Raw genomic sequence first — 18,590 nt, 5'->3', positions numbered from 1 at the left:
ATCCCGTCCGCCCGGCGATCCCCGGCGAGGGTTCCCCGAGTCTATCGAACGGTAGTGGCCCGCCGAGCGCGGCGCGTGACCTCGCGAAGCGGCGCGGGTCCGTCGGCCGCCGGAGCGCAGGTCGACAGCCCACCGCCGACCGTTACGCGAGTCATAACCAAACCCGTCCATCGCGAAGGCTCTCCCGGGCGACGGAGTGCCCCGTGATGTCCCCGCGCCGCGCGGCGGACCATCGGCCCTCTTCGCCCGGGGTGCGGTCCGCCGTGGGCCGGCCGGATTCGCGATCGGGTTCCCCCCGCCCGCCCGAGTCCCTTCACGTCTGTCCCTTCGAGCGATCGCTGCCCATCGGCTCCAGCGCGCGTCGAGCGACATCGACGACTCGACCGGGAAGCCCTGTTCGACGGCCGGGAGAGTCAACAACAGAGCGGAACGGTGTGGGAGAGTGCGGGACCCGATCCGAACGTCGGACGCGGACACGGGCCCTCCGTATCCACGTTCCCGTCCCCCGGCGAGGGAGGAGTAGTCCGCCCCGACGACGGACCGGACTCGACGCCGCTGTCGCTACCGGCGCCGACGGCACAGTCCGACGGGGGAGGGGTAATCGTCCCGGGGAGGGCCGTCCCGCGAGTCACGGAACGTGTGGCGGTCCTGAGGATCCCCGAGCGATCCGCCGCCGGACGCTGGAGTTCCCCTCGGCTGCGAACGATATTACTTAATTATCTGGACTACACAAACGATGTAGATGCCGGTGAGAACGCTCGGACGAACGACGGACGGGTGCTCCACCCGCCAGAGCGAGACGCGGTGTCGGCACGTTCCCCGGAGGGGCCCGACGACGATGCGGTCATGACCCGTCCCCCGGCGCTCGCGCTCTGTGTCGGGGCGCTGGTGCTCCTCGGTACGTTCGTCGCGGCCCCGGCACTCGGCACGGCGTCCGCCGCCGCTACCGTCGACACCGCCGGACCCGTCATCACCGAGGTCAGTTTCCCGAACGAGAGCGTCGCCGACCGCGACGACGGACGGGTCTACCTCTGGGGTTCGGACCTCGATTCGATGACCGTCCACGTCGATCCCGGCGGCGGTGCCGCGTACCTCCGTCTCTGTGTCGACGCCGAGGACACCCCCAACGGGACCACCCGCCGGATCGACTGCCGGGACCAGCAGGTGTTCCAGCGCGAGGGGACGATCCAGGTCCCGATGGGGCAGTGGGCGGCCAACCAGACCGGCCAGCGGCGTATCGACGTCTCGATCCGCGATCCCCGCAACGGGACGGTCCTCGACCGCCGTGAGGTGGCCGTCGTCGTCGTCACGCGCGGGGGCGACCTCGACTCCGACGGGCTGACCGACGGACAGGAGTTCGAGAACGGAACGGGCGTCAGCCTGAAGGACACAGACGAGGACGGACTGCTCGACGGGACCGAGGTCAAGGAGTACGGCACGGACCCGCTCTCGAACGACACGGACGGGGACGGTCTCCGCGACGCACAGGAGATAAACGGGAACACGAACGCGACCGACCCGGACACGGACGGTGACGGTCTCGAGGACGGGGCGGAGGTCAACGAGTACGGGACCGACCCCACGAGCGAGGACACGGACGGCGACGGTCTGACCGACACGGAGGAGATCGAGCAGTACGGGACCGACCCCACGAGCGAGGACACCGACGGCGACGGCCTGACCGACGGCGAGGAGATCGAGCAGTACGGGACCGATCCAACGGAGGCGGACACGGACGGCGACGGCCTGACCGACGGCGAGGAGGTCACGGACTACGACACCGATCCCCTCGCGGTCGACACGGACGGTGACGGGCTCACCGACGCCGAGGAGATCGGGCAGTACGGGACCGATCCCCTCGAGACGGACACGGACGGGGACCTCCTGGACGACGGCCTCGAGGTGTCGCTGGGGACCGATCCGACCAGCGGGCTGACGACGCCGCTCGCGCTGGCCGGCCTCGTGGCGCTCGTCGTCGGGGGGATCGCGCTCGCGCGGGGTCGCGACCTCCCCCTCCCGACACCCGGCGGTGGCTCCGGGGCGAACGGGGGCGCCACGTCCGACGACGGTGGCGAGGGTCCCGGTGCGGCGACCGACCGCACCCCCACACCGGACCCCGACCCGCCACTGTTGACGGACGAGGATCGGGTGAAGCAGCTCCTCGAGGAGAACGGCGGCCGGCTCCAGCAGGGCGAGTTCGTCGAACGGACGGACTGGTCGAAGTCGAAGGTCAGCCGGCTGCTCTCGCGGATGGAGGAGGACGGCGAGATCGCGAAGATCACCCTGGGCCGCGAGAACCTCATCACCATCCAGGGCGAGGAGCCGGAGGGAGCGAAGAAGCCGTTCGAGGAGTGACTCGACAGACGGGGCGATCGATTCGATTCGGTCCCCCCGTCCGCCGGTCCGCGTGCCGGCTCTCGCGTGACGATCCCGCCACGCCGGAGGCCATCGACTTTCGGTGTCACCGCTTACCCCTCGCGTAGGGCCCGCAACGGTCGCCACGGTATATATACTGACGTGGCGGAGGGGGAGGCGGTGATACGGTTGTACGATATCCGCGGTTTCAAGCGGGATCTGTTGTTCGTCGTCGGTGGTCTCGGGCAGCCGAGCGGGCAGGAGGTCCTCGACGAACTCGAGGCGTCGATGAGCGAGGAGGTCCAGCCCGCCCGTCTCTACACGAACCTCAACGAACTCGCCGAGGAGGGTCTCGTCCTGAAGACGAAAGAGGACGGTCGGACGAACCGGTACGAGCTCACCGAGGAGGGTCGACGGAAGCTGGAGGAGCGACACGAATGGGTGCGAGAACACCTGAACCCGGACTCCGGCTGAGAGCGCGAGGCGACACTCCTCCCGCTCTCTGATGGCGGCTGTGGCGTGACCGTGGGCCACGATCGTCCGCTCGACGTGTTCGGGATGGGGCGTCGATCCACTCCTCGATTTCCGAACGCCCGGGCCGGGTCTCGGCGTAGGCAGGGCACGTCCGGTAGCCGACGCGTCCGGCGATCGGTACGGCCGTTCCGACCGCACGTCGAGCCTCCCGAGCGAGTATCGGGGGAGCACCGTCGTCGACGATCGGGAGCGACCCGTCGATCGCGACGGGAATCGGTCGTGGGACCCTCTCGGACAGTCGCTCCCGGCTTTTAGGCCGCGAGTATCGCGGGAGGACGATCGAACGGATCGGCCACAACTGTTTTATGCTGGGTCTATACGCCGCAACGGCGCGCGGGGTATATGCCGTCCCGGGCGGCACCCCCCGACGAATCACCCATGTACAACCTCACCGGGTTCCAGCGCGACCTCCTGTTCGTCCTCGACGGGATGGACGGTCCGAGCGGCAAGGAGGTCCGCCAGGCGATCGAACGGTCACAGGACCGAAAGGTCAGGCACGCCCGTCTCTACGCGAACCTCAACGAGCTCGTCGAGGAGGGCCTCGTCAGCAAGGGACGCGAGGACGGTCGCACGAACGAGTACGACACCACGGCGGCCGGCCACCGGCTCCTCAGGGACCGGTACGAGTGGGAGGAGCAGTACCTGCAGGCCGTCGGCTGACACCGAGTCGTCGGGCCGGCCGCGTCCCGGTTCCGGGGACGAGCGCCGATCGATCGGTCCGGGATACTGTTTAATCGGCAGATAATAACGATACATCGGCGTCTACGGTGGGATGGACCATGCACGATCTGACGGCGTTCCAGCGCGACCAGCTGTACGTCATCGCGGGCCTCGACGGCGCGCGCGGCGTGAGGATACAGGACGAACTCGAGAAGTACTACATGGACGACGTCCAGCCGGGCCGACTCTACCCCAACCTCGACAAGCTCGTCGAGAAGGGGCTGGTCAACAAGGAGCCGATCAACGACCGGGCGAACTCCTACAGCCCGACCCGTCGGGCGCTCCGGACGCTCGACGCCCGCGACGAGTGGGAGGCGCAGTACGTCCACCGGACCGAGGACGACCCGGGTGTCGCCTCCGCGAGCATGGACGACTGACCCGATTCGAGGACGCCGACCGTTCCCGGCGAGGACTGCATCCCGAGAGCGATCCGCTGGTCGGCGTAGCGAGTCCCGCGGCCCGGTTATGGCGTCGTTAACGAGGAGCGCGCCGCAGAGCGGGCGAGCGCACCACAGCCGGGTGCCGCGATGCGGGCACCACGCCGTCGCCGCCCGTCTCACCGTCGCGGGATGCGGTTCGATCCTCGATCCGGGTGGCGAGTGCCGATCCCTACTCCTGCCGTCGTCGACGGTCCGAACCCTCGAGGCGGCCGACGTCACCAGCGAATCGATCGCTCGCCGCGGAACGACCGACGACGAGTCGGGCCTCGGACCGGCGCGACCGAACCGGGAGGGGAGGGGCGGTCGATCCAGCAAATTGGTTTCCGCGGACGGCGAGGCGAGCCGCGTCGTCCGGACGGAGAGCCGGCGTCGAGAACCGATCGCTCGTCACGGTCTTCGACAGAAGCCCGGGATCGGCAGGGCCCTCCGGGTCCGTCCGGGGAGGCGTCCTCGGACCCCGTGGGGATCCGGTCGCGTCTCACTCCGCGTTCGGCCAGGGGAGCTTCCGGACCTCCTCGGCCCCGCACCGCGCACACCACGCGTAGTCCACGTCGGGGCTCGACCGCGCGAACAGCATCCCGCAGGCGGTACACCAGCAGGTGGTCCCGTTCGTCCCCTCGTTCGTCGGAGCCGAGTCACCGAGCCGTTCCCTGGTACCCATGCTATCTCTACCCGTTCGTGGCTCGTCCACACGCTTGAACCCCGTCGAGCGTTCCAGCAGTTGCGGGCCGTTTCACGCCCGAAACCCCGCCCCGGTCGCCCGTCATCGCCGGGTTCGAGGTCCTCTCGCCTTCCAGCCGGGTGCGGGGAGCCCCGCTCGTCGGGGACGGTGACCGTCCCCGGCTACACGCCCGTCTCCCGGAGGTCGCCGGCCTGCCGGAAGACGACCACGCCCTCGTTCTCGAACACCTGCGCGTACCCCCCGGAACGGTGGAGCGACCGTCTGAGCGTCTCGGTCCCCGATTCGTCCATGCCCCTGACCGTGTACTCCTCCTTGGGGACGTAGACGTACTCGGGATCGACCTCGGCCGTCGACAGCGCCGCCGTCAGGCATCCTTCCGAACCACACGCCGAGACCGTCCGGTAGAGCGTCAGCTGGCGCTCGTAGCGTTCGGGGGTGGTCCACTCGACGCCCCAGGGCCCGACGAGGATCGTCCGGTCGGCGAAGAGGGGGAACCACTCCGCGGCGTCGCCGAGGACGACGAACGCCGCGTCCGGCTGGGTCTCGTTCGCGGCCCAGGCCATCGCCTCGCGGTCCTCGCCGTCCATGAACTGCGGCTGTGAGGGGTCGCCCGCGTGCGCCCACGGGAGCGCCCCGGCGGCGTAGACCGTCCCGACGGCGGCGGCGAGGAGGACGGCCCCGGCGAGGGCGAGGTGCGCCGCTCGCTCCCGCTCTCGCTTTCGTTCCTCGGCGGGGAAGCGGCGTCCGACGACGCTCCGGAGCCCCTCCCGCAGGAACACGGCGGCCATCATCGCGCCCGCGACGAACTGGAACCGCTCCTTCCCGACGACGATCGCCGGGACGATCAGCCACGCGGGGAGGAGCAAGCGCCGCTCGCGGAGGAAGTACGCCACCCCGGCGTACGCGAGCAGGAAGTAGAGGCCGATCGGCGGGCCGCTGACGAGCGTGTAGCCGAACTGGTCGACGAGACGATGCGGCCCGCCGAACAGCCCCGAGTGGGTCCCCGCGGCCGCAGTGAACGCGTCGGGGCCGTGTGCGGCGAGTACCTGGAGCCACCAGGGTGCGGCCAGCGCGAGCCCTCCGCCCGCGACGACCGCCCCGAGGACGAGTCCTCCGAGCGTCCTATCGAACGCGGCGAAGAGGAGGAGGTAGCTCACCCCGAAGAACACGGTGTAGACGGGGTGGGTGAGGACGGTGAGCCCGAACAGGAGCGTCCCGGCGACCAGCCAGCGGCGTCCACCGGAACGGAAGAGCCGGACACCCGCGTAACAGCCGGTCACCGCGAGCAGGAACGCCGGGGCGCGGACGAACCCGCCCGCCGAGAGGTGCCACTGGAGCGTCGGCGCTGCGACCGCCAGGAACGTCGTGGCGAGGCTCGCGTCCAGGCGGTCCTGCAGGAGCTCCCGAGCGAGGAAGTAGTACGGTACCAGGTAGCCGACGGTGACGACCGCGGGGACGTAGCGGCTGAGCGCCAGCGGGTCGACGCCCAGGTCCATCGCCAGCGCACCCAGGTAGAACATCAGGGGCGGGTAGGCGAACGGCACCCCGCCGGCCGTGTAGTCGGGGACCTGAGCGGGGAGCCGGTAGCCGTTCTCGACGATCCGCTCCGCGATGTGGAGGTAGAGGCCGGCCCCGTACGCGGGGTAGGGATGGGTGCTCAGGTAGGCGAGGACGACGATCGCTCCCACCAGCAGCGGGGCGGCGAGCCAGGGCCACTCCCGGCTGTCGAGGAGTCGGGGGAGCTCCCGGTCCTCCAGTGACACGCTCCCCGGTACCCGGCTCATGGTCGCCGCTCCAGCCCCACCGGGGATCTGACTCTGACCCCGAGCGAGGACCAGCGCCACTCCAGTGCGGTCCACAGGAGGGCCGCGAGCGACGCCACGACGAGCCCCAGTATCTCGGGCCCGCCCATCCAGACCGGCAGGACGTACCGGACGGCGTTCACGAGTGGGCCGGAGCCGAGCGACCCGAGGAGGCTCCCGTCCTCGCCGTCCGCGTCGTCGGCGGGCGTCGCCGTCCCGCCCGCCACCGCAGTCATCTCCGGACCGGCACCCGCGTTCGTACCGTTCCGGGCCGGCCCGCCGGTGCTCTCGTCGCCGGTGTCGAGCCGCTCTGCCTCGTAGGGGAACGCGACGTCCATCTCCCAGACCACGGAGCCGTTCTCGGCCACCTCCAGCACGCGGTTCCCGTTCGAGTCCGTGACGAGCGTCCCCCCGTCGGGGAGGCGGTCGGCGTCGCGCGGCCAGGCGAGTTCGTCGTCGCGCCAGGTCCACGTCCGCTCCCAGTTCCCCCCGGAACGGTGGTACTCGACCACGCGGTCGTTCTCCGAGTCGGCGACAAGCACCGACGGCCCGCCGTCTTCGGGGCCGATGTAGTCGGGGTTGTGCTGCTCGTAGACGATCCCGTGCGCGCCGTCCTCACCGAGCGTCCAGTTCTCGATCAGCCCCGTCTCGCGGTCGAGGAAGACCACCTGGTCGTGGTTCCTGAGACTCGCCATGAGACGCCCGTCGTCGAGCACCTCGACGTCGTTGAGGTGGGTCCAGTCCTCGGGGTACGGCCCACCTGAGTCGGTCACCGAGAACTCGCTCTGGGCGTTCCAGGACCACTCGACGATACCCGTGGTGGTGTTGACGACGAACACCCGATCGTTCCCGATGTCGGCGACGGCGAGCCGCGAGTCGTCGATCCGGTCGGCGTCGTGCCACCGGGTCGAGTGTTTCCCGGGGGTCACCCGGCTGAACACCGACGTCACCTCCCCGGTGGTGAGGTTCACCCGTTCGACGCCGTTGCGGGTGCAGACCGACTCGCCGCCGCAGTCCGAGGCGTTCAGGTGGTCGGCGTAGACGTACTCGACGGTCGCTTCGGTGCCGGGGATCGGGTCGACGTCCCAGTACCGCGTGTGGGTGTCGTTGTAGTAGACCAGCTCGCCGCCGGGTCCGACGGCGAACAGTTCGGCCTCCGCCCGCGGGCCGTCGCTCCCCTTGCCCAGCCAGGTGTTCGAGTCGGTGGCGACGACGGTCGTCGCGCCGCTCGGCGGCGCGATCCGGTCGCCCGCCTGCAGGTCGGCCGCCCGAGTCGCGCTCCCCGTCTCGGTTCCGAGCGCGCCGGCGACGACGGTCGCGCCCCCGAGGAGGATGGCCAGCGCGAGACCCAGTCGAGCGGCCGTCCGTCCGTCCATGTGTCCCCTCGACCGGCGGCGAGCATTAATATGGGACGGGTAAACCGGGGGCCGCCGGTGTCCCCGACCGGTTCGTCGCGATCCCTCCCGGTGGGGAGTAGTCGACTCCTGGTCCCGAACCGGGCCGTCCGCGGCTTAACCGACGCCTAATAAGGGGTTCCTGCCGATAGGACCGTCGAGATGGGATCCGCGTCTCGTCCCGGGGTGGTGTCCGCCCTCGTGGTAGCACTGGTCGTCTGCGTCCTCCTCGTCTCCGCGACGGGGTTCCCGGCCGCTTCGGGATCGGCCCAGGCTCAGGACCAGGCCCCGGCTCGGGATCAGGCGCGCGGCCCGGGGGACGTCAAGATCGTGACCGTCGATCCGGAGAGCGAGGACCGGCTCTGGCCGTACACCAGCCGCCAGCGGCGGTTCGAGACGCTGACGCTCCCGATCAACGTCGTCGTCCGGGGGAACGACGCGCAGGTCCGCTGGTTCCTGATGACGGGGCGCAACGTGGACTGGAACGAGTCCGAGGGGGAGTGGCAGGGGATCGGCGGCGGGGAGGTCGACGGGGACACGGGGAATCTCACCTGGTACGAGGCCCGTGGCGCGACCCGATACACGTACATCCAGTCGCCAGGGGCCCGTCACGGGGGATGGGTGGACGAGTCCTACCAGCTCCACGACGGGGACTACTTCGGGACGCGCTACCACATCAGGGCGTACACGGGCGGCCGGGGGAACGGCTCCTGGACCGCCATCCAGGCCCACCACGAGCACTGGGACTGGTTCCGGCTCCGCCACACGGTGGGGAGCACCGCCACCGCACGGCAGTACGTCGAGCGGTCGTTCTACGGGTCGCCGTCGGTCGAGCGCGTGTCGCGCGAGCGGTTCGCGAACGGGGGGATCTCCGACGCCGACGGCTGGGTCACGGTCGCCGTGATGCGGCGGCTCGCGCCGCCCGATCCCGAGGGGACCGAGACCGGGACGGGCTCCGGGATCGGTCCCGAGGGAGGTCGGAGCGACGGGCCCCGCCGGATCACCGATGGACCGTTCCCGCTCCCGCGGGGCCTCTCGCTCTCGGCGGTGTTCCTGGCCGGGGCAGTCCTGTCGCTCCGCGCCACGGACGTCCGGGACCGCCTCGTCGCGGCCGGGGAGCCGGGACCGCTCGCCGCGCTGGTCGCCGTGTCGCTCCTGACGATGCCGTCGATCCGCTGGCTCGGGATCACCGTCGAACGATCGGTCCCGGGGCTCTCCCCGAAGGTCGTCGCCGGGCTCGGATACCTCCTCATCGCGGTCGGGCTCCCGCTCGCCGTCGCCGTCCTCGCCCGCGGGACGCGAGCGGACCGGGGGGCCCCCCTCGCGGCGGCGGCGTTCGGGATCGGGGTCCTCCTCGACTACGCCCTGATCGGCATCACCGCGGTCCCCGTGTCGGCCGTGATCCACCGGCTGACGGTGGCGCTCGCGCTCGGTCTTCTCGCCGCGGCCGGCGCGCGACCGGCCACCGACCGCCTCGGCCGCGCCCGGCTCACGATCGCGGCGGCGCTCGTCTGGATCGGCGTGCTCGTCTGGCCGCTGCTCGACGCCCTCTGAGCGGGATAGCGGTTCCCGCCCGGCCCGCTTCGGGCGTGCCGACCTCCGACGCCACCACACCGACCGCCCACAGATACGGGGTGGCGTGTGGGATTATACCCCTGCTAATTAACCCCGATGAGGATAGAGTACTACGAAGGGATCCCCATCGCATGTCGGACGAACGACAGCCCGACCTAGCGTCCACCGCAGGGCCGCCGTCGGGCGACGGCCCGCGCGTCGGCCGGCGCGCGGTGCTCGCCGCCGGTGCCGCGTCCGCCTCGCTGCTCGGGAGCGGCTGCGTCGGGCAGACCCAGTCGATGCTCGACCTCGACGGGCCCGACCAGGTCTCGCTCAGCATCAAGACGATGCCGGCCGACGCCGACAGGCGGGCGACCATCGTCGCCCGCCGGCTCGCCGAGCACCTCGACGCGGTCGGCGTCGACGCGCGGGTGGTGCTCCAGAGCCGCGAGGAGCTCTACCGGGACGTCCTCCTGAACCAGTCGTTCGACGTCTACGTCGCCCGCTACCCGCCCGCCCACGACCCCGACTTCGTCCGCGGGCTCCTCCACTCCCGGTTCGACCCCGAGCCGGGCTGGCAGAACCCGTTCGGGTACACCGATATCGAGCTCGACGAACTGCTCGACGCCCAGCGGACGCGGACCGGCCCCGCCCGGGCCGAGGTGCTGCGCGACGTGGAGCACGTCATCGCGCGCGACCGGCCCTTCTCCGTCGTGGTCTTCCCCGACGAGATACGGACTGCCCGGAAGGACTGGACGGGTGGGCGGGCGTCTGGTGGGACCTTCAGCCCGCTCCAGTACCTGACGGTCGACCCGACCGCGGGCCAGTGGCAGTCCGGTGCGCTGTCGAACACCCCGGCGGCGAGCGACTCCAGCCGGTCGCCCCGCTCCGACCGACCGGGGCTCCGGGCGACCATCACGGACGACCGGGTGACGAGGAACCGGAACCCGCTGTCGATCGAGTTCCGGACCGGCGGGTCGACCCTGGAGCTGATCTACGACTCGCTCGGCCGCCGGGTGGGCGGCGAGGTCCGCCCGTGGCTCGCCGCGGACTGGTCGTGGCTCCCGACCGATCCCGGCGACGGACAGCGCGCGGCGCTCACCCTCCGCGGGGACCTCTCCTGGCACGACGGGACGGAACTGACCGCGTCGGACGTCGCGTTCACCTACGAGTTCCTCGCGGACACGTCGCTCGGCCGGCTGGAGAGCCCGCTCCCGGCACCCCGCTTCCGCGACGAGAGCTCGCTCGTCGAGTCGGTCGAGGTCCTGTCTGCCGACCGCGTCGAGTTCCGGTTCCGACCCGCGAACCGGCGGGTGGCGCGCCGCGCGTTCACCGTCCCGCTCCTCCCCGAACACGTCTGGCGCGACCGGAGCGGGACCGCCGACATCTCGGGTATCCAGACCGGCCGGGGGGTCACGGAGGCGCTCGTCTGGAACAACCCCGAGCCCGTCGGGAGCGGCCCCTACCGGTTCGAGCGGGCGAGCACGAAGGAGTCGGTGGTGCTCTCACGGTTCGAGGAGCACCCGCTGGAGCGACCCACCGAGGGGTTCCCCGGGGCGTTCGGGGGGGATGCGGGGATCCCGTTCGAGACGGCGGCGTTCCTCGTGGTGCCGTCGGGGCAGGCGGCGGTCGAACTCGTCCGGAACGACGAGGCCGACACGACGTTCTCGCCGCTTTCCGCGGCGGCGGTTCCGGCGATCGGTCGCGATCCCTCGCTGACGTTCGAGGTCTCGCGGCCGAACTCGTTCTACCACGTCGGCTTCAACGCCCGGAAGACGCCGACCTCGAACACGCGGTTCCGGCGCGCGGTCGCCAGCCTCGTCGACCAGGCTCACGTCGCCGAGGAGGTGTTCGAGGGTTACGCGGTCCCGTCGGTGAGCCCGTTCGGGAGGGGTGACGCGCTCTCGCCCGACCTCGAGTGGACGGACAGCGACCCGGTGCTCCCGTTCCCGGGGACCGACGGCCGGCTGGACGTAGCGCGCGCCAGAGAGCAGTTCCGGGCGGCCGGCTACCGGTACGGCGAGTCGGGCGCGCTGCTGACGCGGTGAGTCCGTCGTCGTGTCCCTCCTCTCGGTCGCCGCCGTCGTCGTCGGTGGCGCGCTCGCGGCGACGGCCCTCTGTGTCGCGGGTATCCTCGGGCGCGACGGCGTGCGGACGCTCCTCTCGAACGTCCGGCGACGGCCCCGCGAACTCGCCGAGCCCCTCGCCGTCGTCGTCGCCGTCCTCCTGCTCAACAAGGTCGTCCGCGACGTCGCCCCGGAGGTGTCACACCTCATCGGCTGGAACATCACGGGCCTCATCTACCGGATCGAGGGGCCGTTCGTCGCCCACCTCCAGTCGGTCGCCACCCCCGCGCTGACGGCGTACTTCTCGGTCGTCTACCTCCCCGGGTACGTCTTCCTGCTCGTGTTCCCGTTCGTCGCGTACGCCGCGCTCGAGGACCTGGGCCCGCTGCGGCGGACCGCGGTCAGCTTCGCGGCGAACTACACGCTCGGGCTCGTCTTCTACACGCTGTTCGTCTCCTACGGCCCCCGGAACCTGCTTCCCGACGCAGTCGAGCCGCTGCTCTACTCGACCTATCCGCAGTCACAGCTCCTCGTCAGCGAGGTGAACACGAACACGAACGTCTTCCCGTCGCTACACACCTCGCTCTCGGTCACTGTCGCGCTCCTCGCCTGGCAGACCCGCCGCCAGTATCCGCTCTGGACCGCCGTCTCGGTCCCCATCGCCGTGAGCGTCGTCGTCTCGACGATGTATCTCGGCATCCACTGGGGGATCGACGTCCTGGGGGGGGCGCTGATGGCCTGGGTGATCGTCGGGCTCGCGAGCCGCCGGTGGTGACCCGTCGGTCGACCTCCTCCCGACCGTCTTCGCCCCCTCGCGCCGGCCGCCGGAGGGGGACGCCGATCCACGCTGGGGCCACCGATCCGGCCTCCGTGCCCGGTGCGGTTATACCGCCACTCCCTGTACGCCACCGCGAGATGGCGACCCGACACGAACACCAGGTGCCCGCGCCGGTCCCCGGCGGCAACGGGGGTCGGTAGCGTGCACTTCGGCCTCCTCTACACCCGGATACGCGAGGACGAGCGGCTCCTCCTCGACGAGCTCCGCGACCGGGGCCACGAGGTGACGAAGATCGACGCCCGCGACCCGCCGTTCCACCTCGAGGAGACACCGGCGGTCCTCGACGGCATCGATCTCGCCGTCAACCGGTGCATGGAGTCATCGCGGAGCCGGTACGTCACGCTGCTGCTCGACGGCTACGGCGTCCCGGTCGTCAACGGCCCGGAGACGGCCGCGACCTGCGCCGACAAGGTGCGGGGGAGCCTCGCGCTCCTCCGGGCGGGCGTGCCGACTCCGCGGACGACGATCGCGTTCTCGACCGACGCCGCGCTCGCGGCCATCGAGGAGTTCGGCTACCCCTGCGTGATGAAGCCCGTGACGGGCTCGTGGGGACGGCTCGTCTCGCGCATCGACACGCGGAGCGCCGCCGAGACCGTCCTCGAACACAAGGAGGTCCTCGGTGGGTACGAGCACAAGGTGTTCTACGTCCAGGAGTACGTCGAGAAGCCCGACCGCGACGTCCGCGTGCTGACCTGCGACGCCGAGCCCGTGGCGGCGATGACCCGCTCCTCCGAACACTGGCTGACCAACGCCGCCCGCGGCGCGCGGACGGCGGCGTTCGACCTCGACGGGGCCGCCCACGACGTCGCGGTCCGGGCGAGCGAGGCGGTCGGCGGCGGTATGCTCGGGGTCGACCTGATGGAGGTCGACGGTGGGTACGTCTGTCACGAGGTCAACAGCGGGGTGGAGTTCAAGTCGCTGAACGGGGCCGTCCCCGACGTGGACGTCCCGGCACGCATCGTCGACTGGCTCGAAAGCCGGGCCGGGGGGTAGGACCCGGACCGCCGTTCACTCGTCGTTCTCGCCCGGCTCTTCCCGGTCGCGCCACTCCCCTTCGAGAACGCCGTAGTAGTGGGTGTCGCGGTGCTCTCCGTCGAAAAAGGCGTCCTCGCGGCCGACGCCCTCGCGGGTGAACCCGATCGATTCGAGGAGCCCCCGCGAGGCCGCGTTCACGTCGTAGGCCTCGGCGGTCACCTTGTGGACCCTGAGTTCGTCGAACGCGTAGTCGAGCATCAGCTCGGTGGCCTCGGACCCGTATCCGCTCCCGTGGTGGTCGGGGTGCATCCAGATGGCGAGATCGGCGACGCCGGCCTCGCGGTCGACGGGATCGAACTCCACGACGCCGACCCGCTCGTCCCCGGCGACCGCGAGCACCGCTACCGCGTCCGTCCGCTCGTTCAGTTCCTCGAGATAGCGCCGCTCGCGGGCGACCGACGTCGGGAACGGCTGGCCGACGAACGGTCGGACCTCGGGGTGGTTGACGCCCTCGGTCAGGAAGTCGAGGTCCGCCTCCTCGATCGGTCGGAGCGTCACCCGGTCGCCCGCCACGAAGATCACGTTCGACATGGTGTGGACGAGGGGCGGTACCGGGTTCAAGATACTGGGGGTGGTCCGCAGCCTGTCGCACCGCGTACGACTCGAGCCGTTACCGAGACTCGACCCAGATCGGCCCGACCCACGCCATGCCGGGGTACTCGTATCGGCTCGCCTGACGGACCCGGACGGTGTAGACGTCGCCGCCGGTCCCGCGTCGCTCGTCCCACGACATCCCCGACAGCGGCGCGTCGTCGGTCCACTCGCCGGTCGCGGTGTACGCGTCGAGGGCCGCGCCGGGGTCGTCGGTCCCCCCGACCGTCCACCGGTCGGTACCGTTCTTGACGACGGTTACGCTCGCGATCGGTTCCGTGCCCGCGACCTCCACCGTGACCTCCCGTGCCATCTCGGGCGTGTCGACGAGGACGGCGTCGGTCTGCTCGGCCACGTCGACGCCGTCGATACGGAAGTCGACGAGGATGCGGTGTGGCTGGCTCGTCGCGTAGACGGACCGCGAGCGGAGGGCCGAGAGGACCGACTCCCGGGTGAGGTCGGGGGCGAGGAACGCGCTGAGACCGCCCGGATAGCTCCGCTCGTCCCACATCCGCCAGATGCTCCCCCAGCCGAGCCCGCCCTGTCGCCACTCGCGGGCCGACGGCAGGTGCGGTCTGGTGTGGATCAGCGAGTGGCCGGGACGCGGACCGTGGAAGTCAGCACTGCCGATCATCCCCGTCCTGTACCCCAGGCGATGCGCGTCCCGGACGTAGTGGCCCGACTCGTCGATCTCGCCCTGACCCATCGCCAGCGGGCGGTCGTTCCCCTCGTGGCCGGGGTACTCGCTCGACCCCCACTGGGAGTACACCTCGACCAGCGGCGCGAGGTCGTCGTCGTAGTCGATGTCGGAGAAGTCGAAGGGGTACATCGACTCGGCGGGGTGGTGCGGGATCGTGACGACTCGCGAGTCGTGCTCGTCGTCCCACTGCCGCAGGCGCTCCCAGAGCCGCTCGTAGGTGTTCGACGTCGGATCGAGCGAGTCGAACAGCGTCGCGTCATCGGAGTCCTCGAAGTAGACGTTGATGTGGCCGCCCACGTTGGGCTGTTTCGTCCACTCGTAGGCGGGCAGCGCGACGAACTCGCCGTCCTCGTCGAACTCGTCGGCCACCGCGCAGATCCGGTCGAAGTACTCGCGGTGCATCCGGTCGCGCTGCCACCGGGGCGGGATGAAGAACCCCATCGTGTCGTGGTCGGTGTAGGCGACCACGTCGAGGGCCATCACGTCGCGACCGAACCGGTAGCCCCGTCGGAGGCCGTCGGTCCCATCGGACAGGATGGAGTGGAGGTGGATGTCCCCCCAGAACACCCGTCGGTCGTGGTCCCCGACCCGGACAGGGTTCGAGACGAACCGTTCGCCCGTTTTCCGGTCGCGGAGCGTGAGGTAGTGGGTCCCCGGGGTGTCGAACCGGATCCCGTCGATCCGGACGAGGCCGCCGTCGGTCGGGTCGAGGGAGATCGACGAGGGGTGGGTCGCCTCCGGGTCCGTCGCCTCGACCGTCGCCGTCCCCTCGAAGTCGCGCAGGAGCCGCTCGCACTGATCCCACGCCTGCACGGTGAGCGAGAGCGGCTCCCCCGGCGTGGCCGTCGAGGGGAGGATCGCGTGGAGACGCTCGAACCGCTGGGTCCGGTTCGCGACCAGCTCCCGCGGGGACGGGGCGCTCCGGACGAACGTCTTCACCGTCTCCCTGGCTTTCACCAGCGGCCCGAGCGAGGTCCGGTCCATCACCGTCCGGTTCGTCGGCCGGTAGTTAGGTACACCGGAGGAGCCGCGAGGTCACGGACTCCCGGCCGCCGGGCAACACCAGCTACTAACGGCGCTCGCGTCGACTCGACTGTAGATGGTCCCCGCCCGTCGTACGGCCCTTCGGGTCGCACTCGGACTGCTCGTGGCGACCGGTATCGTCGCCGTCCTGCTGACCGTCGTCGGGGTCGAGGACGTCGTCGACTCGCTGGCCGCCGCGGAGCCGACCGTCCTGGTCGGAGTGGTCGCGGCCGCGCTCTGCTGGCTCACCGCCTGGGGGCTGTCGCTGTACGTCGGGCTCCGGATCCTCGACGTCCCGACGTCGGCTCCCCGTGCCGTCCTGGCGTTCACGACGGTCGTGTTCGCCAACAGCGTCATGCCGTTCGCACAGCTCGGCGGTCAGCCGGTCGCCGCGCTGTTCCTCTCGCGGACCACCCGGAGCGAGTACGAGACGTCACTCCTCGCCACCGCTACCGTCGACTCACTCAACATCCTCCCGGCGGGGCTGTTCGTACTGATCGGGGTCGGGACGCTCGCGCGGTCGGGACCGCTCGACGGCGGGGTGGGGCTCGCGGTCGCCTCGGTCGTCGGCCTCTCGGTGGCGCTGCCGCTGCTCGCGTACGCCGCGTGGCGGAACCGGGCGACCGCCGGGCGCTACGGCACCCGGATCGGCTCCGCCGTCGGCCGGGTCCTCCGGTCCGTCCTCCCCTCGCGGCGGCTCCCCTCGCCGGGAACGATACGAGAGCGGGTCGGACGGTTCTCCGCGGGGCTCCGACGGCTCCGCGCGAACCCCAGACTGCTGGCCGTCGGGTTCGCGCTCTCGCTCCTCGGCTGGGTGTTCTTCGTCACGTCGTTCTGGCTCTCCCTCGTCGCCGTCGGCCACCGCGTCCCGTTCGGTGTCGTCCTGCTGGTCGTCCCGACCTCGATGCTCGCCGTCGTGCTCCCCTCCCCTGGGGGTCTGGGCGGCGTCGAGGCGATGCTCGTGTTCCTCACCGTATCGCTCGCCGGTATCGATCCCGCCGGGGCACTGGCCGCCGCGCTCGTCCATCGGGGAGCCACGCACCTCCTCCCGATCGTGATCGGTGCCGGCTCGCTCGGCGTCCTCGGCTCCTGAGGACAGTCCGCGAGTCGCCGCCCGACGAGGGGTCGCCGTGGCCCCGACTCCCGCCCCGACACTGCCCGCCCTCCCCCGCGGTGCTGTCGGCCCACCCCAACCGTTATTCGCGGCGGGGGGGTCCGACCGGGTATGACCTTCGACGACGTCGTGATCGCCGGGATCGGCGAGACCGAGAAGAGCCGCCCGGGCCGGGACAACGACCAGCCCTACCACACCCTGGAGGAGTACTTCCGGATGGCCGCGGACCTGACGCTCGCCGACGCCGGGGTCGACTGGCGGGAGGTCGACGGGCTCGGAGTTGCCCGTCCCTCGACGGAGACCCCCTACCGCTACTCGGTGATGGTCGCCGAGACGCTCGGGTTCGAGGACCTCCGGTGGCTCACCGCCACGGACCACTGCGGGGGCCAGGGCGTCCCGCTGCTCGCACAGGCGGCGATGGCCGTCGACGCGGGCGTGGTCGAGTCCGTGCTCTGTCTCGGCGCGGACACGCCGAAACACCCCGAGAAGGGGTCGGGAGAGGTGTTCCCGCGGGACCCTCGCGGGTTCGCCCGCGAGTACGTCGACCCGTTCGGCCTGCAGGGCGCGAACGCCCTGCTCGCGATGGCCCAGCGCCGGCACATGGACCGGTTCGGAACCACCGTCGAGCAGCTCGGCGAGCTCTACGTCACACAGCGGGATGGCGCGACCCGGAACCCCCTCGCGTACTTCGACGACCCCGTCACCCTGGAGGAGTACGTCGACTCCCCCATGATCGCCGACCCGATCCGGCTGTTCGACTGCGTGATCCCCGTCAACGCCGGGTTCGGGTTCCTGCTGACGACGCCCGAACGGGCCGCCGAACTCGGCGTCGACCCGGTCTCGATCCGCGGCGTCGGCAACAGCCACAATCCCGAGGTCGCTCCCCGGCGGGAGTTCACGGCCATGGGAATCGGGACGGCGGGCGAGCGGGCGTTCGAGATGGCGGATCTCGGCCCCGGAGAGATGGACTTCCTCCAGCTCTACGACGACTACCCCATCGTCGAGCTGATACAGATGGAGGAACTGGGCTACACGGAGCGTGGTGAGGGCGGCGAGTTCCTCGAACGCACCGACTTCTCGTTCGACGGCGACCTCCCCGTCAACACGGGCGGCGGGCAGCTCTGTGCCGGCCAGGCCGGGGTCGGCGGTGCCGCGTTCGTCCAGGTGCTCGAGGCCGTCCGCCAGCTCCGGGGCGACGGCGGCGACCGGCAGGTCCCGGACGCCGAGCGGGGGCTGATCACGGGCGTCGGCGGCGGCCAGTACGGCAAGAACCTGACCGCTCACTCCGTCGCCGTCCTCGAACGGGGTGTGCCGGCGTGAGCCTCGACCACCCGCTCCCGTCGCTCGATGGCGAGGTCGACCGGGTCTTCTGGGAGGCCGCGAGCGAGGGTCGACTGCTGATCCAGGAGTGTCCCGACTGCGGCGAGCGGCAGTTCTTCCCCCGGTCGTGGTGTCACTACTGCGGATCCGACGCCGTGGCGTGGATCGAGGCCGCGGGGACGGGGCACGTCCACACCCACACGGTGATCCGTCGGGTGACCGAACTCCCCCAGTTCGCCGACGAGGTGCCCTACGTGGTCGCGTACGTCGAACTCGACGAAGGGGTGCGGATGTGTACGAACGTCGTCGACTGCGACCCGGCGGCCGTCGAGCACGGGATGCCGGTCGAGGTCACCTTCGAGAACGTGGACGGGTCGATCGTGCTCCCGAAGTTCCGCCCGCGGTGAAGCCGGTCTCCGGGC

The 18,590-nt window shown here is 70.9% G+C and carries 16 protein-coding genes; 11 read left to right on the top strand and 5 right to left on the bottom strand.

What is annotated here, in order from left to right:
• Window positions 1-846 precede the first annotated feature (846 nt).
• From WDJ58_RS22375 to WDJ58_RS22360, 4 genes are all read left to right on the top strand, one after another.
• The gene (locus WDJ58_RS22375; protein WP_338915532.1) at window positions 847-2,355 is read left to right on the top strand and encodes a helix-turn-helix transcriptional regulator; all 1,509 of its coding nucleotides are present in this window, start codon (window positions 847-849) and stop codon (window positions 2,353-2,355) included.
• Between the two features lie 180 nt (window positions 2,356-2,535).
• The gene (locus tag WDJ58_RS22370) at window positions 2,536-2,829 is read left to right on the top strand and encodes a helix-turn-helix transcriptional regulator (protein WP_338915531.1); all 294 of its coding nucleotides are present in this window, start codon (window positions 2,536-2,538) and stop codon (window positions 2,827-2,829) included.
• Between the two features lie 402 nt (window positions 2,830-3,231).
• Complete coding sequence (locus WDJ58_RS22365) at window positions 3,232-3,549, top strand: PadR family transcriptional regulator (protein WP_338915530.1); 318 nt, start codon at window positions 3,232-3,234, stop codon at window positions 3,547-3,549.
• Between the two features lie 119 nt (window positions 3,550-3,668).
• On the top strand, window positions 3,669-3,986 hold the full coding sequence (locus tag WDJ58_RS22360; protein ID WP_338915529.1) for a PadR family transcriptional regulator: 318 nt from the start codon (window positions 3,669-3,671) through the stop codon (window positions 3,984-3,986).
• Window positions 3,987-4,527: 541 nt separating this feature from the next.
• Here WDJ58_RS22360 and WDJ58_RS22355 read toward each other — a convergent pair.
• From WDJ58_RS22355 to WDJ58_RS22345, 3 genes are all read right to left on the bottom strand, one after another.
• The gene (locus WDJ58_RS22355) at window positions 4,528-4,710 is read right to left on the bottom strand and encodes a hypothetical protein (protein ID WP_338915528.1); all 183 of its coding nucleotides are present in this window, start codon (window positions 4,708-4,710) and stop codon (window positions 4,528-4,530) included.
• Window positions 4,711-4,892: 182 nt separating this feature from the next.
• Window positions 4,893-6,515 (bottom strand): ArnT family glycosyltransferase, encoded by a 1,623-nt coding sequence (locus tag WDJ58_RS22350; RefSeq protein ID WP_338915527.1) that lies wholly within the window; start codon window positions 6,513-6,515, stop codon window positions 4,893-4,895.
• Window positions 6,512-7,909, bottom strand: a complete 1,398-nt coding sequence (locus WDJ58_RS22345; RefSeq protein ID WP_338915526.1) for an aryl-sulfate sulfotransferase — start codon at window positions 7,907-7,909, stop codon at window positions 6,512-6,514. The genes WDJ58_RS22350 and WDJ58_RS22345 overlap by 4 nt, the downstream gene beginning before the upstream one ends.
• A gap of 219 nt (window positions 7,910-8,128) precedes the next feature.
• Here WDJ58_RS22345 and WDJ58_RS22340 point away from each other — a divergent pair, with 219 nt between their 5' ends.
• The 4 genes from WDJ58_RS22340 to lysX all read left to right on the top strand — a co-directional run bounded on the left by WDJ58_RS22340 (window position 8,129) and on the right by lysX (window position 13,378).
• A complete protein-coding gene (locus WDJ58_RS22340) occupies window positions 8,129-9,481 on the top strand; it encodes a hypothetical protein (protein WP_338915525.1) in 1,353 nt (450 codons plus the stop codon).
• A gap of 152 nt (window positions 9,482-9,633) precedes the next feature.
• Window positions 9,634-11,529 carry an ABC transporter substrate-binding protein gene (locus tag WDJ58_RS22335; protein ID WP_338915524.1) on the top strand — a complete coding sequence of 632 codons (1,896 nt, stop codon included), beginning with the start codon at window positions 9,634-9,636 and terminating at the stop codon, window positions 11,527-11,529.
• Between the two features lie 10 nt (window positions 11,530-11,539).
• Entirely contained in the window at window positions 11,540-12,322 is a 783-nt protein-coding gene (locus tag WDJ58_RS22330) for a phosphatase PAP2 family protein (protein WP_338915523.1), read from the top strand.
• Between the two features lie 204 nt (window positions 12,323-12,526).
• On the top strand, window positions 12,527-13,378 hold the full coding sequence (gene lysX, locus WDJ58_RS22325) for a lysine biosynthesis protein LysX (RefSeq protein WP_338915522.1): 852 nt from the start codon (window positions 12,527-12,529) through the stop codon (window positions 13,376-13,378).
• Between the two features lie 15 nt (window positions 13,379-13,393).
• Here lysX and WDJ58_RS22320 read toward each other — a convergent pair whose 3' ends face one another.
• Window positions 13,394-13,951 carry a GNAT family N-acetyltransferase gene (locus tag WDJ58_RS22320; RefSeq protein ID WP_338915521.1) on the bottom strand — a complete coding sequence of 186 codons (558 nt, stop codon included), beginning with the start codon at window positions 13,949-13,951 and terminating at the stop codon, window positions 13,394-13,396.
• A 79-nt stretch (window positions 13,952-14,030) separates the two neighbouring features.
• The gene (locus tag WDJ58_RS22315; RefSeq protein WP_338915520.1) at window positions 14,031-15,695 is read right to left on the bottom strand and encodes a DUF3604 domain-containing protein; all 1,665 of its coding nucleotides are present in this window, start codon (window positions 15,693-15,695) and stop codon (window positions 14,031-14,033) included.
• Between the two features lie 115 nt (window positions 15,696-15,810).
• Between WDJ58_RS22315 and WDJ58_RS22310 the strand changes: the two genes are divergently transcribed.
• From WDJ58_RS22310 to WDJ58_RS22300, 3 genes are all read left to right on the top strand, one after another.
• Window positions 15,811-16,827, top strand: coding sequence for a lysylphosphatidylglycerol synthase transmembrane domain-containing protein (locus WDJ58_RS22310; protein ID WP_338915519.1), 1,017 nt, complete (start codon window positions 15,811-15,813; stop codon window positions 16,825-16,827).
• A 132-nt stretch (window positions 16,828-16,959) separates the two neighbouring features.
• Window positions 16,960-18,168 carry a thiolase family protein gene (locus tag WDJ58_RS22305; RefSeq protein WP_338915518.1) on the top strand — a complete coding sequence of 403 codons (1,209 nt, stop codon included), beginning with the start codon at window positions 16,960-16,962 and terminating at the stop codon, window positions 18,166-18,168.
• Entirely contained in the window at window positions 18,165-18,575 is a 411-nt protein-coding gene (locus WDJ58_RS22300; RefSeq protein ID WP_338915517.1) for a Zn-ribbon domain-containing OB-fold protein, read from the top strand. Before WDJ58_RS22305 ends, WDJ58_RS22300 begins: the two co-directional genes overlap by 4 nt.
• The last annotated feature ends 15 nt before the right edge of the window (window positions 18,576-18,590 follow it).

The organism is Salinirubellus litoreus, from assembly GCF_037335815.1.
Classification (GTDB): domain Archaea; phylum Halobacteriota; class Halobacteria; order Halobacteriales; family Haloarculaceae; genus Salinirubellus; species Salinirubellus litoreus.
This window is presented reverse-complemented; position numbering and strand designations above follow the sequence as displayed.